Origin of the sequence: Paenibacillus sp. E222 (assembly GCF_013401555.1) — a bacterium.
Lineage (GTDB): Bacteria > Bacillota > Bacilli > Paenibacillales > Paenibacillaceae > Paenibacillus.
Map to the genome: position 1 here is coordinate 3520498 of NZ_CP058552.1, position 16528 is coordinate 3537025.

Sequence of the window (16528 nt, forward strand, 5' to 3'; positions counted from 1 at the left end):
CGGAGCCTTTTTTGCGTGAAAAGTACAGAACATATGAATATTTCTCGTCCGTCAGGGGGGTTGTCCTTGGCGGACTATTTTTTTGTTGATTCAAAAACCTATTTGCCTATATACTTACATGTAAGAAACGTACGTTCCCATTCCTGTTCAGCAGCTAAGGAGGTTCGCAACATGAAAAGGTTAAGTCGCAGGGAAGAGGAAGCATTACAGGCTATAAAGGAGTTCTTTAAGGACAACAGGTATCCACCAACAACGAGAGAACTTGGCGATATGATGGGTTTGACCTCGTCCTCAACTGCCCATGGTTACCTGGATCGATTAGAGAAAAAGGGCTACATAAAACGTACTGAAAGCACCCCTAGGGGCATTAAAATTTTGATGGAGGATGAAATCTATGGGGAGTAAATTGAGCGACAACGGAATCTATGAGGGTTCAAGAATGATTCTTCCAGAACACAAAGAGGCGTACCTAGCTCATATGCGGGAACAGGAACGCAGAGGGAAACCGGTTTTGGATGAGCAGGAAGTTCAACTTATTGAGCAGGCAATTTTCGAGTCGTATAAAGAGCAAGTGCCAGTCACATTAACGGTGTTCAACCCGTTTGACGATGAGGATATACGTGGAGTTATTGCATCGGTCGATAGAGGCAGGAGAGCAGTGAAAATCGTCCGAGGGGAAGAAGATTACAGCTGGATTAGGTTAGAGGAAATTACACGCGCAAGCTTATAAGGCTACAAAACACATAGGATCTGAAGTCCGTCAGGGTGCTGTCATGACGGATTTTTGTCATTATTCATCCCAAATTCATCCATTCGTTCTACTCCCTGCTCACCTATACCCGGTAATATGTTGTTTATAGTCGACAAAATAAATATATTATCAGGAACTCTTGTTCCGTGTATGTTATTGTGTATAACTTACTAATAAAGTTAATCGTCCGTTTCATGAAGTGTAGTTTTGTTAAATTTTACCTTCTGGACGTTCGACATGTTACGACACCAGATGTCATAGGAAAAAGGTATTATTTACATACTCAATGTTTAGAACAATTTGTTCTAAACGGGCCGGGGGAGTGCGGTAATACCGCCTCATGTACGCTTAACTTCAAACTCATATAGATCTTCCCATTTACAACCCAGTAAAAGCACGGCGGTATACATATCTTCAGGCAGCATAACTCGTTTACTGTTACAAAAATGGGATATCATTCGCTGAGACCTTCCAGATCGATTTGCATATTCAGTCTGAGACCAGCCATTAGCGGTTATGAGTTCAAGTAGCCTACATCTCCCTCGGGAGATTTCCACTTATTGACCTCCAGTAGCCTATTAATGCCATGATTATATCATTGAAAAGCACTGTGGGTAAACTTGTCAGCAAAGGGCGTGCAGCATGCGATCACACCAAATTGATGTAAACCAGACGCTTAGTTACGATGCAGCAAAAACCCTTGCGCAGATTTTGATTTCTGCACAAGGGTTAGTAAAACCTATTCAAGTCAAAGTAGTTTCACCATCAGTAGAACACTCAATTTTACTTGAGTAAACTTGGGGGCGAGCTGGGGACGATTTGGGGACAGACTGTAGGTCAAACTGTAGAAATCAGTCCAAGCCAGTCCAATTAACCAATGACTTGAAACCTTGATATGACTGCATTTTATACTTCCGTTCTATTCTATATCAATCAGAGCATATGTCTTAAAATCCTGCGGTAGGTGACTACCGTACCGGTTCGATCCCGGTCCTCGGCATCCATTAATAAAAGGAAACTCCTTTATACATAAGGAGTTTCCTTTTTTTTTTATAGTTTTGATTGAATTGCCTGAGTCACAGGGATTGAGCGTCTTTTTTGCCGTTGGGGACGAGATTTAGGATCGAAGACATCGAGTTGTGCTGTTGTTTTGCGACTTAATTTCTTGGTGACGTGAGCATATGTGTCTGTGGTCACCTGGGATGTCGAGTGTCGTAGCTGATGTTGAATCTCTTTAATGGATGCACCCTGACCAAGCAAATAGGTCGCATTTGTATGCAGCAGACCATATTTTCCACTGATGGATAGGGAGGTTGAGTACCCGTCCTTGTATGGAATACAAAGTTTCCATTTGGAGTATGTTCAATTGAGGACAACGTAACCCTTAAATCTATTTCAGAGTAATATGGGGTAACGAAAAAACAGTAAGAAACCGCATGAAAGAGCATGGCGGTTTCTGGATTGCTGATGGCGAAATTGGTGGAAAATAAAATAACAGGCAGTTTCAAATGACTTTGGTTAAGTAAATCTATTTCTGAGCTAGTCAAACTTCGAGATCGTTGCTATTAAGCTCATTAACTTGCATTTACAGTTATGAGGTATTTTACGTAATCACCATTAGGATTAAAAGAATATACAACAGCGGTTCCAAGGGAATTATTAGATGAAACAACTCCCCCACTGCTTATTGAAATAAGGTGTCCACCAGACTGGATTTGAATATTTTGATTAGCGGAGAATAACTTTACAGATGAATTCCTGAGCATGTTGTAATTAACAGTTGCAATCAGTTCCCCTTGAGTTACAACAGAAGAATTAGTTGGTATTTCTTTAGCAAGTACCTGTGAAGATAGCGAAGGAATGGTAAAAATTGAGAGTGTAAGTGTTAATAAAATCAAGACACTTCTTACATTTTTCATAAACATACCTCCTAAAATTAGTATGAGGTTATTATATCACAGTAAAAGTTTGGAAAACAAATATTATTTTTACTTATAAAACAATAATTATAAGTATTCTAGATCCCTTAAATTTAAGCAATAGTTTTATAAGAATGAAGCATCATTCGGGGGGCTGGGGACGAATTTGAGACAGATTGTAGGTCAACCCATAAAAAACAGTCCTAATCAAAACAATACACAAACATCTTAAATCCTTGAAATCGTTCCATTTCAGATCAATCAAAAATTATGTCTTAAAATCCTGCGGTAGGTGACTACCGCTGTACCATTCAGTTCATAAACATTAAAAAACGATAATACATATCAGATGATGCCTGTCGGGCTGCCCATTATGAATTACCAGGATCGATGGTGTATACTATCCGTAGGCATAAATTACCTTTATCTTTGAACTTGAAGAACTCAAGGTTGCATATCAAACTAAACAATTTAATGGACGGAGGACTCGACCCATGTTGAAACAGCTTAAGCCCTATAAGGTGCTGCAGGAACGCAGAATTGAAGAGTTGAAGTCAGATGCGTATCTCCTGGAACATCAGAAATCCGGAGCCAAAATTGTACTCTTATCCAATCAAGATGATAATAAAGTGTTCAGTATCGGTTTCCGTACTCCTCCGGAAGACAATACAGGTGTAGCTCACATTCTGGAACATTCCGTTCTTTGCGGCTCCAAGAAATTTCCGGCCAAGGATTCCTTTGTTGAATTGCTGAAGGGTTCACTCAATACATTTCTGAATGCGATGACCTATCCCGATAAAACGATCTATCCGATTGCAAGTCGGAATGATCATGACTTCCATAACCTGATGGACATTTATCTGGATGCGGTACTCCACACGAATATTTATGATAATGAAAAAATATTTCTGCAAGAGGGTTGGAATTACAATCTGACCTCAGCTGAAGACGAGTTAACCTATAACGGCGTTGTATATAACGAGATGAAGGGTGCTTTTTCTTCACCGGAACGGATTGTACGCAGAGAAGTCCTGAATTCACTTTTTCCGGATACTACATATTCCTGTGAATCAGGCGGATTTCCCGATGCAATTCCTGATCTGACCTATCAAGGCTTGCTGGATTTCCACTCCAGATACTATCATCCATCCAACAGCTTCATTTATTTATATGGGGATATGGATATGGAAGAGAAATTGCAGTGGTTAGATGAGAACTATCTGAATGAATATGATCGAATTGAGATTGATTCTGCAATAAAGCTCCAGCCTGCTTTTGCAGAAAGAGTGGACACCGTGAAGACATATTCTGCCGGAAGTACCGAATCCGAAGTGGATAACAGCTTTTTGACCTACAATGCGGTGATCGGAACAAGTCTGGACAAGGAATTGAATATCTCGTTTCAAATTTTGCTGTACGCACTGCTTAACGCTCCGGGAGCGGTTCTGAAGCAGGCCTTGCTGGATAAGGGCATTGCTAAGGATGTCTATGGCACATATGATGACAGCCTGTATCAGCCAGTGTTCACCGTTGGATTGAAGAAGAGCAATCTGGCAAGCAAAGAAGATTTTCTGGGGACTGTCAAAGAAGTGCTTGAGCGTGTTGTGAAGGAAGGATTTGATCCAAAAGCGCTGCTCGCAGGTATTAATTCCTATGAATTCAACCACCGCGAAGCCGATTATGGAAGAATGCCCAAAGGATTAATCTACGGTTTCTCCTCATTGCAAAGCTGGCTGTATGATGTCGATGCTCCATTTACTCATTTGGAAGCAAATGACGTATTCGCCGAGCTCAGAACGAAGATGACTGAGGGTTACTTCGAAAAGTTGATTGATACGTATTTACTGAAAAATACGCATACTTCCTTCGTTGCTGTCACGCCGGATAAAGGATTGAACGCGCGTAAAGAAGAAGCTTTGAAAGCACATCTGAAATCAGTTCAGGCGGGACTGAGTCAGGAAGAGATTCAGCAGCTCATTCAGAGAACCGAGGCTCTCGCCGAGTACCAGAATGCACCGTCAACCAAGGAGCAACAACAGGTGATTCCGACGTTATCGATAGAGGATATTGAACCGAAAGCATCGACGCTGTATCAGACGGTAAATCAGGTCGAAGGTACAACGGTACTGCACCATAATATCTATACCAACGGGATCGGTTATCTGAGACTGTTGTTCGATATTAAGGAAGTCCCACGGCGTTTGCTGCCGTATGTTGGATTGCTGAAAAGTGTGCTCGGTTACGTCGACACTCAGAATTTCTCATTTAATGAATTGTCGAATGAAATCCATATTCATTCCGGGGGCATTCATAGTGGCATCGGTACGTATGCAAACGCGCATGAGCACCGTGATTTCAAGGCTACGTATGAATTCAACGCCAAAGTGCTGTATGACAAACTTGGATTTGCTTTTGACATGATCAACGAAATTGTGTTTACGTCCAAATTTGATGATTCGAAGCGTTTATATGAGATTATTGCCCAGTTGAAAGGCAACCTGCAGCGCAAGCTGATCAGCGGAGGGCATTCAGCGGGGATTGGTCGATCTACCTCTAAACACTCGGCTGTTGCAGACTTCAGGGAAGCGGTTAGCGGTATTGCCTTTTACCAGTGGCTTGAGGAGCTTCAAGCGAACTTTGAGGCTAGAAAAGAAGAACTGTCGACCAGTCTTCAATCGTTGACCAGCTTTATTTTCAGACCGGAAAACTTGCTTGTAAGTTACACTGCGGATGATCAGGGGTATGAAGGTTTGGAGAAACAGGTATCCGATTTGAAAGCGAAGCTGTTCACCCAGGACGTTGCCAAGGAAAAAGAGGCATTTACACCTGTGCATCACAAAGAAGGATTCAGATCTCCATCTGAAGTCCAATATGTCGTTCAAACAGGTAATTTTATCGATAAAGGGTATTCGTACACCGGCTCGCTTCGTGTCTTGCAGGGGATTTTATCTCTGGATTACTTGTGGAACAATATCAGGGCCAAGGGTGGAGCATACGGGTGCATGTCAGGCTTCAGACGTAATGGAGACAGCTATGTAGCATCGTACCGCGACCCGAATCTCGAAAAAACGTACAAAGTTTATGAAGAGATGCCGCAATACCTGAAGGATTTCAAAGCAGACACACGGGAAATGACGAGATATATCATTGGCGCCATCCAGGACCTCGATACACCAAGAACACCTTATGGCGAAGGATCATTCTCTCTGGAATGTTACCTGTCTAATGTCACTGAAGCCGATCTCCAGAAAGAACGGGATGAAGTGTTAAACACAACAGAAAGTGACATTATAGGTTTTGCCGAAGTGGTATCTTCCATATTGGAACAGCAGCAACGTTGTGTTATCGGTAATGAAAACAAGATTGAGGAACAGAAGCAATTATTTGACGAAACCCTTGATTTGATCAAGAACTAATCGAATGATGCATCTAAATCAAAGTATGAATGAATAAACACATCTGATCCAAACAGGGCGCTTTTATGAGCTGTAATAGCTTATAACTGCCGCCCTTTTCTTGTTATACATGGATTAATTCTCAAACTTAATTCTCAAACAACAATCTAATCAATCAGCTTCTGTTGAGGTTTAGGTAACGGCGAGCATATTATAGATCTTTAACGTGCGTAGATCTTCCTTAGACATTTTCAGTTCGTTATATAACTCCTGATTCTCAGACAAGGGTGTTCGAGAGAATAACATTTTCAAAGCGATGGGCATAAAGGGACGGAAGGAAACGCCTGCCATCAACCCCCACTTTTTCTCGGATTCCTGAAAAGATGCCAGAATGTTAATATACAGATTCTCCAGCGGTGTAGCCTGATTTTTCAGAATCAGCGTGGTGAGTGTGTCGTAATGCTCGGTGTGACCCCAATACATATTTTCGCATTCCTGATAATTCTCAAAATTCTTGACGTTCATATACATCACGGTTCGATAACGATTCGCGTCCGACTGTGCCATCATGTCAATGACACAACGGATGAGGCTGTTGTTGCGTCCATCATAAAAATACGAATAAAACCGTGTGGAATTTTTGAAAAAGCTGGACGGTACCGTATTCATAAGGGGAGAGGCTTGCTTCGGTTCAATATACAGCAGCTGCTCCACCTGAATGTTCAATGAATCAGCAATTTGATGCAGCGTGACTATATCAAGGGTGATATCTCCGCTCTCGTATTTGGACAGAGTAGCTTTACTTTTGTGAATCTGATCCGCCAGCTGCTGAACCGTTAACCCTTTCCATTTGCGGAAATTACGGATTTTCTTGCCCACTTCTTTGTTGATGGTGTTCATATCGGATCTCCTTCTGCTAAGTTTCTTAAGAATATGAGAAAAGGTGAAACCCCTCGGTAAAATCAATCTTTACGAAAAATATAACACTTTTCTCATGAAAAAACCTATTCAGAAGAAACATTAAGATCAATTTGTTTCTTCTGAATAGATTGTATTGCGTTTGATGGAACTTCTGAGCCATGAAATAATGTGACTACCAGAACCTCATCCCAGGATGGAGAACAGAGAGAAAGAGGCGCAGAAGGCTATGAAGTATGATTTTGATGAGATTATCGATCGCACAGGAACCAACGCCATGAATACGGATGGTTTCCGTCAATATATTTTTAATGCAACAGAAGATATGCAATTTCCCTTTAAGGATGAAGAATTTATTCGCATGTGGATTGCAGATATGGAGTTTGCCACACCTCCCGAAATACGGGAAGCAGTTAAGGAGCGTTTGGACCGGAAAATTATGGGGTACTCCCAGGTATTCGATCCCGCATACTACGAAGCTGTCTCCAACTGGATGAACAGATACTACGACTGGTCTTTTCCCAAGGAGCATCTGGAGACATCACATGGAATCATTCCCGCTCTATATGAATTAGTTGAATATATTTGCAAACCAAATGAGAAGGTGCTGATTGTGACACCCTCCTATGGTTATTTCAAATCGGCGTCGGAGCATAACCATCTTGAACTCGTTTGCTCAGATCTGATCAACGAGCAGGGACATTATTCCATAGACTTTGCAGATTTTGAAGCCAAAGCGAGGGATGAACAAGTCACGTTATGTATTTTTTGCAATCCGCATAATCCGTCAGGAAGGGTATGGTCAACAGAAGAGTTACAACGTGTGGGTGAGATCTGTCTGAACCATAACGTATGGGTAATCTCGGATGAAATTCACTGTGACTTGCTGCGTACAGGTAAGACGCATACGCCTCTTGCCAAGCTGTTCCCGGATACGGATCGAATCATTACCTGTATGTCTCCAAGCAAAACGTTCAACATGGCGGGCCTAATGTTCTCGAACGTGATTATTGCCAATGAAGGTCTTCGAACGATCTGGCAGAAACGCCATTATGGGTTCAAAAATCCGCTGAGCATTGCAGCGACTCAAGCGGCTTATGAACATGGCGACGAATGGCTGAAACAGTTGAAAACGTATCTCGACGACAATTTTGCCTTTGTGGATCAGTATGTGAAACGTTATCTGCCACAGGCAGTCTTTCATATTCCGGAGGCTACGTATCTGGCATGGATTGATATTACGGCATACGTCACCACAAATGTAAACCTGCCCTTGTTTTTCGCTGAACAAGCGGGGGTATTACTTGAAGATGGGCATATGTTTGTAGCTAATGGAGGCGGGTGTATCCGCTTGAACCTGGCATGTCCGCGTTCGGTTGTTGAAGAGGGTCTCAGAAGAATAAGCACTCTATTGGTCAATAAAGATGAAGGCGTACCCGTTCAAGTTTGATAAGTTTTCTATAATCAAGGTACTGGTTTGCTTTAACGCTGTAGTACAAAATCAAAGCGTATCAGTTTGCAGTGTTAGCTATTCTATGGTCACTCCCAAGTAACGTTAGTTATACAGGTAACCTATCCCCCTGAGGTACACTTCTGGTCTGCGGTCCCCGGTTATGTTAAAATGGTGGATAGTCTATGAGTCGTAGGATACGGCTCACGCAGGTGGCAGTTCGTTATGTGGACTGCACGGATATGTATTCATCAGGGAAAGGAGCCTTTACATATGTTTGGAAATGATTGGGACTCTGTACTTCAGGAAGAGACTGAAGCCGAGTATTTTAACAACATTCGTTATGCACTCGCCGCCGAGTATAAAACACAGACCATCTTTCCACCCAAGGAAGATTTGTTCTCGGCTCTTAAACTGACCCCGTACCATAAGGTCAAGGCCGTTATTATCGGTCAGGACCCTTATCACGGAGCGGGTCAGGCTCAAGGATTAAGTTTCTCGGTCAGACCGGGGGTGCGCGTTCCTCCTTCTTTGAAAAATATATATAAGGAGCTTCACGCGGATCTGGGTCTGCCGATTCCGAATCACGGATCGCTGGTTCATTGGGCAGAGCAGGGCGTGCTGTTGCTTAATGCGGTTCTGACGGTACGGGAAGGACAGCCGAACTCCCATCAGGGACTAGGTTGGCAGACGTTTACTGACGCTGTCATCCGGGCATTGAATGAACGTTCAGAACCGATGGTATTTATGCTTTGGGGCAGTCATGCCCAGAAGAAAGGGGCATTCATTAACCGGGATAAACACCTGGTGTTGGAGTCTACGCATCCAAGTCCGCTTGCAGCACATCGTGGCTTCCTGGGCAGTCGTCCTTTTTCCAAAGCCAATGAATTTCTGACCTCCAAAGGTATTGAACCGATTGATTGGACGATACCGGAAAACTAGACAAACGGGGGGGCGATGGCATTGCGACATTGGGTAGGACGGAAAGTAGCCGTATATCGTGCAACCGGCATACGAGAGCCACTGAAAGGAACGCTGGTCGAGTGGGATGAAGAAGCGGATTGTGTACGAATCGGACCCAAGCGGATCAAGGTATCGTTCGACAATATCGCAATGATCCGGCCTCTGCCTGAAGAGAGCCTTCCCTTGAAAAAAGCGCGTTCCGAGGTGCATAAGGTTGGATATGTGATGAAAAAGGCCGTACAGTTTGAAAATGCCATCTATTTCAAATCACAGGTTATGATTTGGCGTCGGGCCAAAATTGTAGCATTATCCACAACAATTATACGCCATAATGATGATCAGGTTGAGCTTGCAGACGGCCGGATTCTTCGTAAGGACAAGCATATGTTTGTGGTGCGCTCACGACGTGGAATACGATAAGTCCACGGATATTTAATATTCATTTCATGCAAAGATCATATGGATTTAATGTTCGGCCTTTATAGTAAACAGTATAACAACCCCTTCTAAATGATGTGTACTAAGTATGGGAGCCCGGCCGGCTGCAAACGGTCGGGTTTTTTTTATTCACTTGTGTATGATGTGTGATGTAACATAGTATTTACATTCATGTTGTACACTAATGAAATAGATATCAAGAAGGAGTGAAACCCATTGAAACGTATATGTGTTTTTGCAGGCTCCAACCCGGGAAATCACCCCGATTACACACAGCAGGCTATCAACTTGGGTAAACAGATCGCCGATAGCGGGTACGCACTTGTCTATGGCGGTTCATGTATGGGATTAATGGGTGCCGTCGCGGATGCTGCTCTGGAGCAGGGTGGAGAAGTGATTGGTGTCATGCCGACTGGTTTGTTCCGGGGAGAGGTTGTACATGGAGGCCTTACGCAGCTGATTGAAGTAGGTACGATGCATGAACGCAAGGCAACGATGGCCGAGCTGTCCGACGGATTTGTGGCTCTTCCTGGTGGTATGGGGACATTTGAAGAATTATTCGAGGTTCTATGCTGGGCACAGATCGGCATTCATCGTAAACCTGTCGGTTTGTTAAATGTAAACGGATATTACGAGCCATTGATGAAAATGGTTGATCACAGCGTGCATGAAGGTTTTTCCAATACCTCACATCTTAGTCTATGGAGTCTGGAATCCGATCCGGCTGAACTGTTGAACCGGATGTCATCCTATATTCCGGCACAGTTGACCCAGAAGTGGTCTCAGCTTCAGGATAAGTAACTACCCGCTCCAGCAGAAAACTTTTCGATGTGCCCAAGCAAGTTCCCTCTCCAAACATAGTCTATAGTGTACTTTCTTAAAAGAGGGGAGTGTCACTCATGAGCGAAATCAAAGGCACAGGATACGGTTACGGATACGGTGGGTTTGCCGGTGGAGCATGGACATCAACAGGCGCAATTCTGGTGTTGTTTATCCTGCTCGTTATCATCTCTCGTACATTCATTCTGTAATTCGGTTAGCCATTCCGGGACGGTGACATGGTCGCCGGGGCAACGCCCGATGAAGAAATGGCCTTTCCAAAGAGACGCCGGTATGGCTGGCGTCTCAGGGGAACGGTTTTTTTCTGTCTGCAAAAAAAGAACTCCGTCTCCATGGAAAAGAGAGACAGAGCGGGGCAAGAGGAGTTAGACCGTTACCTCAGCACCACCACCAGGCAAACTGAGTGTTCTCCAGGCAATGTATAGTCCAATTGCGGCTGCAATAAGAGCAAGGATGGCAGCGATAAAAGCCAACTTATCCAGTTGATGTTGTTCTTCAAGAGCAGATGATTGATTACTTGTTTTGTCTGGAACAGAGAGCCCCCGAACAGATGCCTTTTTCATGTGTTGGCGTGGTCCAGGGCGCGTTCTTGTTTTGTTGTTGGGTTTGCCAGAACTGCTTTTGGCAGAAACTCTGAGCAAGGGAGCTTTTTTGGAGGGAGATTTGGGAGATACAGATCTGTTCTTCGTTAGGGGTTTCAATGGGCGACCTCCTTACAGCGGAGTGCAGTTGTCTATGACTGATATTATATTATGTCTGCTTTACAGATTGAGTTCACAAAATGAGTGAATCCCCAGCCCTCCAAGACGTTGCCCTATTCACGGACGGGGCATGCAATTAAACGCTCTGTTAATACAGGTATGACAAACTGCGTTTATAGTGAGAATCATAGAGTTAATGTTGAACTCAGGAGGCGCTGGAATGAAAAAAATAGAAAATATCGCCCATAGGGGAGCATCTGCCGTATGTCCCGAGAATACAATGGTTGCGTTTGAACGAAGTTTTCAGCTTGGAGCGACAGGCATTGAAACGGATGTCCAGCTGTCCAGTGATGGTAGACTGGTACTGATACATGATGAGACGTTAAGCCGCACTGCCGGAGCAGAAGGCTGGGTCAAGGATAAATCGTTTGAAGAATTGCGTACGCTGGACGCAGGAGCTTGGTTCCATGCCGATTTTGCTGGAGAACGTATTCCATCTTTGGATGAATTATTTGATTTGGTTCGTGGGAAAGACATCCTACTTAACCTGGAATTGAAAAATGGTATTGTTAGCTATAAGGGAATGGAAGAAAAGTTGATCCAAGCGATTCGGGATTGGGGCATGGAACAACAGGTGATTCTATCTAGCTTCAATCATGCCTCGTTAGTGAGGTGCAAACGTCTTGCCCCGGAAATTCGCACAGCAATTTTATATATGGAAAAGCTGTACCGCCCATATGATTATGCGGCTAAACTGGAAGCTTCTGCTCTGCATCCCTACAAGGTTGCTGTAACACGAGAAGAAGTTGCTGCTGCTTTGGCTCAGGGAATTGCAACACACCCGTTCACGGTGAATGATCCTGCTGAAATGCAGGAATTGATCGACATGGGTGTTCAGGGAATTATTACGGATGTGCCGGATGTGCTGGCAGCATTGACTGCTGTACATAGTCGTTAAATCATATCTCAAACCAAGGTGCTGCATTGGAGTTCTTATACTCCATGCAGCTTTTTTTAGTACAAAAATTCATTTATGCAATAAACATGTCCCATTTGTCCATTGCCAGAGACAGCTAGTTGACATACAATGGTCTATGGGAATGAGAATCAATATCAGTTATGTATTAATAGAGAGGTGAATGTTATGTACATAGGATGCGTCTACACCACTCATAACAAGGGTGGGGACATATGAGTTCGAAAGTTTCATCAGCAAGTCAACCTACGGAATCACCTACAGCCCAAATACACACTCGTCCCTGGGCTGCCACATTGATCCTGACCGGGGGGATTCTGCTGCTCGCGCTGGGTATGGCGTTGTCCATTTCGTTTGGGGCGGCAGATATCAAGCTGAGCGTGGTATGGGAGGCCATTTTTAACTTTAATCCTGAACTGACTCCGCATCAGATTATATGGGAGATTCGATTACCGCGTATTCTTGGCGGAGCGATGGTGGGTGCCTGCTTCGCAGTAGCCGGTGCCATTATGCAGGGGATGACCCGTAACCCGCTGGCTGATTCCGGGCTGCTCGGACTGAATGCTGGCGCAGGATTTGCGCTTGCTATCTGCTTTGCCTTTTTCCCGGGCATGCCATATATGTATATCATTCTGTACTCCTTCTTGGGTGCAGGACTTGGGGTTCTGTTGGTCTATGGTTTCGGTGCGGCTTCCAAATCCGGACTTACACCTCTCCGGCTCGTTCTGGCGGGGGCGGCAGTGTCAGCGATGCTGTCAGCACTCAGTGAAGGGATTGCACTGTATTTCAAAATTGGACAAGACCTCGCTTTCTGGACAGCGGGCGGTGTAGCCGGCACGAAATGGTCCCAGTTGGAAGTCATGTTCCCTTGGGTTTTGGCTGCGCTTATTGCAGGGATTATTATCTCCCGTTCCATTACGCTGCTTAGCTTGGGGGAAGATATCGCCGTTGGATTGGGTCAACGTACTGGCTTGATCAAACTGGTTGGTCTGATTGTTGTCCTAATCCTCGCAGGTACAGCTGTATCCGTGGTTGGTGCTGTTGGTTTTGTTGGGCTTATCATTCCCCATCTCACACGCAAATTGGTTGGGGTCGATTATCGCTGGATTATTCCATGTTCCGCTGTCATGGGCAGTCTGCTGCTCGTATTCGCGGATCTGGCTGCACGTATGATTAACCCGCCATATGAGACGCCAATTGGCGCCTTGGTTGCCCTAATTGGGGTACCTTTCTTCCTCTATCTGGCGCGTAAAGAAAGGAGGACTCTGTAACGATGGAATCCTCAACTCTGGTTGGAGCAGAACGCAAAAAGAGAACAAAAAGCACCATTGTCATGATTGTACTGGGTGCGTTAATTATTACCGCTTTTATTATCAGTATGAATACAGGGTTCACCCGGCTTTCCCCTCTTGAGGTGATGCGGACCTTGTTTGGCGGTGGGACGGCAAAGCAGGAACTGATCCTGTTTGAATTCCGTTTGCCGCGTATCGTCATTTCGGTTCTTGTCGGTGCGGGACTTGCATTATCCGGTTGTATTCTGCAGGGGGTATCCCGAAATCCTCTGGCTGATCCAGGGATTCTCGGTATCAACGCTGGAGCCGGATTGGTTGTTATGTTGTTTGTCTCCTTCTTCCCGACAACAACGGCGGCTCCTGTATTTTTGCTGCCCATCCTGGCCCTGATCGGGGCAACTTTTGCTGCATTTCTGATTTATGTGCTCTCTTACAAAAAGGGAGAGGGTCTCATGCCTACACGCATGCTGCTTACAGGGATTGGGGTAGCGGCAGGGATCAGCTCAGCCATGATCGTGTTAACACTTCGGCTTAGTCCGGAGAAGTATCAATTTGTAGCCACCTGGATGGCAGGTAGCATCTGGGGTTCCAACTGGAAATTCGTATCTGCATTGCTGCCGTTTCTCATTGTCCTTGTGCCGCTTGTTCTGTATAAAGCCCGTGTGCTTAATGTACTGAACCTTGGGGATCAAACAGCGAGTGGTCTCGGCGCTCCGGTGGAGCGCGAAAGACTGATCCTGCTGGCTGCAGCCGTGGGACTAGCCGGATCATGCGTATCCGTCAGTGGCGGCATTGGTTTTGTGGGTCTAATAGGTCCGCATCTGGCACGTCGTCTCGTGGGACCCAAACATCAGTTCCTTTTGCCTGCATCCGCATTGGTCGGATCATTGCTTGTGCTTGTTGCAGATACGCTGGGACGCGTAATCTTGCAGCCTTCCGAGATTCCGGCAGGTATTCTGGTCGCCATCATTGGTGCCCCGTACTTCCTGTATCTCTTGAGCAAAACGAAATAGAAAGCAATCATGATGGTATGGTTGCTATAAGGAGGGCTTCAGTCCATGCTTCGCCGTTTCTTTGCCTATTACAGGCCTTACAAAAAGCTGTTCATTCTGGACTTTAGCTGCGCGATATTCGTAGCTCTGCTGGAACTGGCCTTCCCGCTGGCAGTTAATAGAGTCGTGGATGACCTTTTGCCAGGGGGACGCTGGGACTGGATATTATGGGCATGTCTTGCGCTGCTCGCGATCTATCTATTAAACTCGTTCCTCAACTTTGTTGTTACATACTGGGGACATAAGCTTGGTATAAACATCGAGACCGATATGCGTAAGGCACTTTTCAATCATGTACAGAAGCTATCATTCCGTTTCTTTGACAATACCAAAACCGGACATCTGGTCTCTCGTATGACCAATGACCTGATGGATATCGGCGAGATTGCCCATCATGGTCCGGAGGATGTATTTATCGCAGTCATGACGTTGATTGGTGCATTCAGCATCATGATGAGTATTAACGGAAATCTGGCCGTGTTAACATTTATCATCGTGCCGCTCATTATTTATCTATCCTTGTATTTTGGCAGCAAAATGTCCAAGGCCTTTAGCCGAATGTTCGGGGATATAGCAGATTTTAACGCACGTGTAGAAAACAATGTAAGTGGTATTCGCGTGGTTCAGGCTTTTGCGAATGAAGAGCATGAAAAAGCACAATTCGCTGTAAACAACAGCCGTTTCCGTCAGACCAAACTGATCGCGTACAAAATCATGGCTTGGAACTCTTCGATCAGTTATATGCTGATGAAGCTGGTATCCCTCTTTGTGCTGGTATGTGGCACATGGTTTGTCATTAATGGCAGTATGAGCTACGGTCAATTTATTGCCTTTATTATGCTGTCCAATGTGTTTCTTACACCTATTCAGAAGATCAACTCCGTTATTGAGACGTATCCAAAAGGGATTGCAGGTTTCAAACGGTATACAGAATTGCTCGATATGGAGCCCGACGTTGAAGATCGACCAGGTGCCGCTACCGTATCTCATCTGCGTGGAGATATCCGTTATGAGCAGGTGACCTTTGGCTATTCGGACCAGGAGCCTGTTCTGAAAGGGATTGATCTGAATATTCACGCTGGTGAAACCGTGGCCCTTGTTGGACCATCCGGTGCAGGGAAAACAACCCTGTGCAGTCTGCTGCCTCGATTCTATGATGTGCTGGAAGGTCGCATCACGATCGATGGTCAGGAGATTCAAGATATGACGCTGGATTCATTGCGCAGTCAGATTGGAATTGTTCAGCAGGACGTGTTCCTGTTCGATGGAACAGTTCGTGAGAATATCGCGTATGGCAAGCTGGATGCAACAGAAGAAGAAATCTGGATGGCAGCTCGTCGTGCACAGATGGAAACACTGATCACTTCCATGCCGGAAGGAATGGACACGTTAATTGGTGAACGCGGTGTGAAGCTGTCCGGCGGACAGAAACAGCGTTTGTCCATTGCGCGTATGTTCCTGAAGAATCCTCCGATTCTAATTTTGGACGAAGCTACATCTGCACTGGATACGGAGACAGAAGCAGCGATCCAGCAATCCCTTGCGGAATTGTCCGAAGGACGGACTACATTGGTCATTGCCCACAGATTGGCTACGATCAAAAATGCGGATCGCATTATTGTGGTTGCCGAGCATGGAATCACAGAGCAGGGGCGTCATGAGGAACTGCTTGCAGCAGGTGGTGTATACAGCCGTCTGCATTATGCACAGTTTGGCGCCTGAACGTAACAGAAAGTTCGTGAACGCTGACTCTGCATAAGAAAGCAGTATATGAATTTAAAAAAGACCCCTTCGTCTACTCATGATCCTGAGTAAGACGAAGGCGTCTTTTTC

At 44.9% G+C, this 16528-nt stretch carries 15 protein-coding genes; 12 read left to right on the forward strand and 3 right to left on the reverse strand.

Annotated elements, in window-relative coordinates; all coding sequences use genetic code 11:
- Window positions 1–171: 171 nt before the first annotated feature.
- Together HW560_RS15810 and HW560_RS15815 are read left to right on the forward strand one after the other, a co-directional pair.
- The gene (locus HW560_RS15810; protein WP_179263859.1) at window positions 172–405 is read left to right on the forward strand and encodes a LexA family protein; all 234 of its coding nucleotides are present in this window, start codon (window positions 172–174) and stop codon (window positions 403–405) included.
- Window positions 395–730, forward strand: coding sequence for a YolD-like family protein (locus HW560_RS15815; RefSeq protein WP_179263861.1), 336 nt, complete (start codon window positions 395–397; stop codon window positions 728–730). The genes HW560_RS15810 and HW560_RS15815 overlap by 11 nt, the downstream gene beginning before the upstream one ends.
- 1595 nt (window positions 731–2325) lie before the next feature.
- Here the strand turns inward: HW560_RS15815 and HW560_RS15820 are convergent.
- The gene (locus HW560_RS15820; protein ID WP_090901222.1) at window positions 2326–2670 is read right to left on the reverse strand and encodes a hypothetical protein; all 345 of its coding nucleotides are present in this window, start codon (window positions 2668–2670) and stop codon (window positions 2326–2328) included.
- A 494-nt stretch (window positions 2671–3164) separates the two neighbouring features.
- Between HW560_RS15820 and HW560_RS15825 the strand changes: the two genes are divergently transcribed.
- Window positions 3165–6086 carry an insulinase family protein gene (locus tag HW560_RS15825; protein ID WP_090901219.1) on the forward strand — a complete coding sequence of 974 codons (2922 nt, stop codon included), beginning with the start codon at window positions 3165–3167 and terminating at the stop codon, window positions 6084–6086.
- A gap of 171 nt (window positions 6087–6257) precedes the next feature.
- Here HW560_RS15825 and HW560_RS15830 read toward each other — a convergent pair whose 3' ends face one another.
- On the reverse strand, window positions 6258–6965 hold the full coding sequence (locus HW560_RS15830; RefSeq protein WP_090901216.1) for a helix-turn-helix domain-containing protein: 708 nt from the start codon (window positions 6963–6965) through the stop codon (window positions 6258–6260).
- 247 nt (window positions 6966–7212) lie between these two features.
- On the opposite strand from HW560_RS15830, the gene HW560_RS15835 reads away from it, so the two are divergent.
- The 5 genes from HW560_RS15835 (at window position 7213) to HW560_RS33495 (ending at window position 10865) form a co-directional block, all read left to right on the forward strand.
- Window positions 7213–8433, forward strand: coding sequence for a MalY/PatB family protein (locus HW560_RS15835; protein ID WP_179263863.1), 1221 nt, complete (start codon window positions 7213–7215; stop codon window positions 8431–8433).
- A 273-nt stretch (window positions 8434–8706) separates the two neighbouring features.
- Window positions 8707–9375, forward strand: a complete 669-nt coding sequence (ung, locus tag HW560_RS15840; RefSeq protein ID WP_063565748.1) for a uracil-DNA glycosylase — start codon at window positions 8707–8709, stop codon at window positions 9373–9375.
- Window positions 9376–9396: 21 nt separating this feature from the next.
- Window positions 9397–9816 (forward strand): hypothetical protein, encoded by a 420-nt coding sequence (locus HW560_RS15845; protein WP_090901210.1) that lies wholly within the window; start codon window positions 9397–9399, stop codon window positions 9814–9816.
- A 234-nt stretch (window positions 9817–10050) separates the two neighbouring features.
- Window positions 10051–10635: an LOG family protein gene (locus HW560_RS15850; RefSeq protein ID WP_179263864.1), complete on the forward strand. Its 585-nt coding sequence runs from the start codon at window positions 10051–10053 to the stop codon at window positions 10633–10635.
- A 98-nt stretch (window positions 10636–10733) separates the two neighbouring features.
- A complete protein-coding gene (locus tag HW560_RS33495; RefSeq protein WP_208642734.1) occupies window positions 10734–10865 on the forward strand; it encodes a YjcZ family sporulation protein in 132 nt (43 codons plus the stop codon).
- 174 nt (window positions 10866–11039) lie between these two features.
- On the opposite strand, the gene HW560_RS15855 is transcribed toward HW560_RS33495, so the two are convergent.
- Entirely contained in the window at window positions 11040–11375 is a 336-nt protein-coding gene (locus HW560_RS15855; protein ID WP_090901204.1) for a hypothetical protein, read from the reverse strand.
- Between the two features lie 220 nt (window positions 11376–11595).
- On the opposite strand from HW560_RS15855, the gene HW560_RS15860 reads away from it, so the two are divergent.
- From HW560_RS15860 to HW560_RS15875, 4 genes are all read left to right on the forward strand, one after another.
- Window positions 11596–12333: a glycerophosphodiester phosphodiesterase gene (locus HW560_RS15860; protein ID WP_179263866.1), complete on the forward strand. Its 738-nt coding sequence runs from the start codon at window positions 11596–11598 to the stop codon at window positions 12331–12333.
- A 233-nt stretch (window positions 12334–12566) separates the two neighbouring features.
- Window positions 12567–13622, forward strand: a complete 1056-nt coding sequence (locus HW560_RS15865) for a FecCD family ABC transporter permease (RefSeq protein ID WP_090901198.1) — start codon at window positions 12567–12569, stop codon at window positions 13620–13622.
- 2 nt (window positions 13623–13624) lie between these two features.
- Window positions 13625–14656 carry a FecCD family ABC transporter permease gene (locus HW560_RS15870; protein WP_090901195.1) on the forward strand — a complete coding sequence of 344 codons (1032 nt, stop codon included), beginning with the start codon at window positions 13625–13627 and terminating at the stop codon, window positions 14654–14656.
- A 45-nt stretch (window positions 14657–14701) separates the two neighbouring features.
- Window positions 14702–16417: an ABC transporter ATP-binding protein gene (locus tag HW560_RS15875; protein WP_179263868.1), complete on the forward strand. Its 1716-nt coding sequence runs from the start codon at window positions 14702–14704 to the stop codon at window positions 16415–16417.
- Window positions 16418–16528: the final 111 nt, after the last annotated feature.

Coding starts and splice junctions, on each gene's coding strand:
- HW560_RS15865 (WP_090901198.1), top strand. CDS start 12,567: ATGAGTTCGAAAGTTTCATCAGCAAGTCAACCTACGGAATCACCTACA.
- HW560_RS15830 (WP_090901216.1), bottom strand. CDS start 6,965: ATGAACACCATCAACAAAGAAGTGGGCAAGAAAATCCGTAATTTCCGC.
- HW560_RS15815 (WP_179263861.1), top strand. CDS start 395: ATGGGGAGTAAATTGAGCGACAACGGAATCTATGAGGGTTCAAGAATG.
- HW560_RS15870 (WP_090901195.1), top strand. CDS start 13,625: ATGGAATCCTCAACTCTGGTTGGAGCAGAACGCAAAAAGAGAACAAAA.
- HW560_RS15820 (WP_090901222.1), bottom strand. CDS start 2,670: ATGAAAAATGTAAGAAGTGTCTTGATTTTATTAACACTTACACTCTCA.
- HW560_RS15835 (WP_179263863.1), top strand. CDS start 7,213: ATGAAGTATGATTTTGATGAGATTATCGATCGCACAGGAACCAACGCC.
- ung (WP_063565748.1), top strand. CDS start 8,707: ATGTTTGGAAATGATTGGGACTCTGTACTTCAGGAAGAGACTGAAGCC.
- HW560_RS15825 (WP_090901219.1), top strand. CDS start 3,165: ATGTTGAAACAGCTTAAGCCCTATAAGGTGCTGCAGGAACGCAGAATT.
- HW560_RS15875 (WP_179263868.1), top strand. CDS start 14,702: ATGCTTCGCCGTTTCTTTGCCTATTACAGGCCTTACAAAAAGCTGTTC.
- HW560_RS15810 (WP_179263859.1), top strand. CDS start 172: ATGAAAAGGTTAAGTCGCAGGGAAGAGGAAGCATTACAGGCTATAAAG.
- HW560_RS33495 (WP_208642734.1), top strand. CDS start 10,734: ATGAGCGAAATCAAAGGCACAGGATACGGTTACGGATACGGTGGGTTT.
- HW560_RS15860 (WP_179263866.1), top strand. CDS start 11,596: ATGAAAAAAATAGAAAATATCGCCCATAGGGGAGCATCTGCCGTATGT.